General features: G+C 36.7%; 2 protein-coding genes. Both read left to right on the top strand.

Annotated features, from left to right (window positions below; all coding sequences use genetic code 11):
• Positions 1 to 32: 32 nt before the first annotated feature.
• Positions 33 to 1,361 carry a sigma 54-interacting transcriptional regulator gene (locus tag ACOI1D_RS21545; protein WP_422504238.1) on the top strand — a complete coding sequence of 443 codons (1,329 nt, stop codon included), beginning with the start codon at positions 33 to 35 and terminating at the stop codon, positions 1,359 to 1,361.
• 17 nt (positions 1,362 to 1,378) lie between these two features.
• A partial coding sequence (locus ACOI1D_RS21540; RefSeq protein ID WP_422504237.1) for an aminotransferase class III-fold pyridoxal phosphate-dependent enzyme occupies positions 1,379 to 1,722 on the top strand: 344 nt, incomplete at its 3' end.

The following is a 1,722-nucleotide window of genomic DNA, read 5'->3' as shown; positions in this document are numbered from 1 at the left end:
AAAAGTTTGATTAAAGGAGGAAGTGCATTCCCATGCAGAACTTATACTTACTTCCAAATGCAGAAGAGGAAATTATCGATTCATATGATGAAGACATTATCGTAACAAACCGAGATGGAAAGATTATTAAAGTTACACATATTAGTGGTTCAAATTACGACTTATCAGCTGATGATTTATTGGGTCAATCTGTGTATGATTTGGAATCCAAAGGGATTTTCTCTCCTGCTATCACGCCTTTAGTTTTAAAACAAAAAAAGAAGGTTGCACTTGTGCAAACCACTTTAAATGGAAGAAAGGTACTAATTACTGCCATTCCTCTATTTAATGAGTTACATGAAGTAGAATTCGTTATTAGTTATTCCTATGAGGTTTCGGAGTTACACGACCTTCAAAAGTACCTAAATGAACTAGAGGGTGAAATGTCGGCGGTAAAAGGTGAATTAGCATTACTTAGGGAGGAGGGTTTAAGTGTGGATGGGGTTGTTTCTGAAAGTAAATCGATGAAACAAGTTCTAAAAACAGTTAGTAAAGTGGCCCCACACAATGTTCCAGTAACCTTACGTGGAGAAAGTGGTGTAGGAAAATCCACAATAGCCAAACTTATTCATAAACAAAGTATTAAAAGCCCTGGTCCTTTTATCGAGGTAAATTGTGCCTCCATCCCGGATGCCTTATTTGAACATGAATTAGTAGGCGAACCAGATATAGGATCTTCTAAAAAAATGGGGTTCCTACGACTTGCTCAATTTGGGACGTTGTATTTGGAGGGTGTAGATGAACTTTCACTAACCTCTCAAACTATTCTTATAAAAGCGTTGCAACAAACTAATGGTAACTATAGAATTATTAGCTCGACCGAACTAAATTTGGAAAATTTAATGGCGAAAAAACAATTTAGAGAAGACTTGTTTTACTTTTTACATGTTGTTCCTATTCAAATTAAGCCTTTACGAGAGCGTTTGGAGGATTTAACCGAGGTTATTCAAAAATACGTTGATAAGTATACAACTGAATATCAGGTTAATAAGAAATTATCTGATAGCCTATTTCATGAATTACTCCATATGGAATGGAGTGGAAACCATCTGGAAGTAAAGAATTTAATGGAAAGGTTAATCGTCCAGGCTGAATCAGAAATCATTACCAAAGACGATTTACCTGTAGAGTATCGCCGAAGTGATTCAAGTCTGGACAAACTCGAAATTGAAGGACGCACACTGCCTGCAATCCTTGGGAAAGTTGAAGAAGAAATTTTAGTTAATGCACAAAAGCGATATAAGACTACTACTGAAATGGCAAAGATTCTTGGTATAAGTCAACCATCCGTAGTCCGCAAACTTAAAAAATACTCAAATTAACTAAATGGGGGATATAAATGGGACAAACAGAACGCAACTGGCAGGAATTAGTGGGTTCAATTGGCAATTTTCTTGCACCAAGTATGGCAAAAGACCATCCAAACTTACCTGTAGTAAAGGCTGAAGGATGTTATTACTACGGTGCAGATGGTAAACAATACCTTGACTTTACATCAGGAATTGCTGTGGAAAATGTTGGTCACAGACATCCTAAGGTCGTACAAGCCATTAAAGATAGTGCAGATCATTTAATACATGGCCCATCAGGCGTAATTATCTATGAATCGATATTAAAGCTTGCGGAAGAACTGCAATCAATCCTTCCTCCTAAGCTAGATAACTTTTTCTTTGCAAACAGTGG

This window comes from Virgibacillus sp. DJP39 (genome assembly GCF_049310925.1).
In the GTDB taxonomy this organism is placed as follows: domain Bacteria; phylum Bacillota; class Bacilli; order Bacillales; family Amphibacillaceae; genus Virgibacillus_F.
Note: the sequence above shows the minus strand (reverse complement) of the source record. Positions and strands in the feature narration are given on the sequence as shown.

Excerpts from the sequence above, each read along its gene's own strand:
- ACOI1D_RS21545 (WP_422504238.1), top strand. The coding sequence starts at position 33 with ATGCAGAACTTATACTTACTTCCAAATGCAGAAGAGGAAATTATCGAT.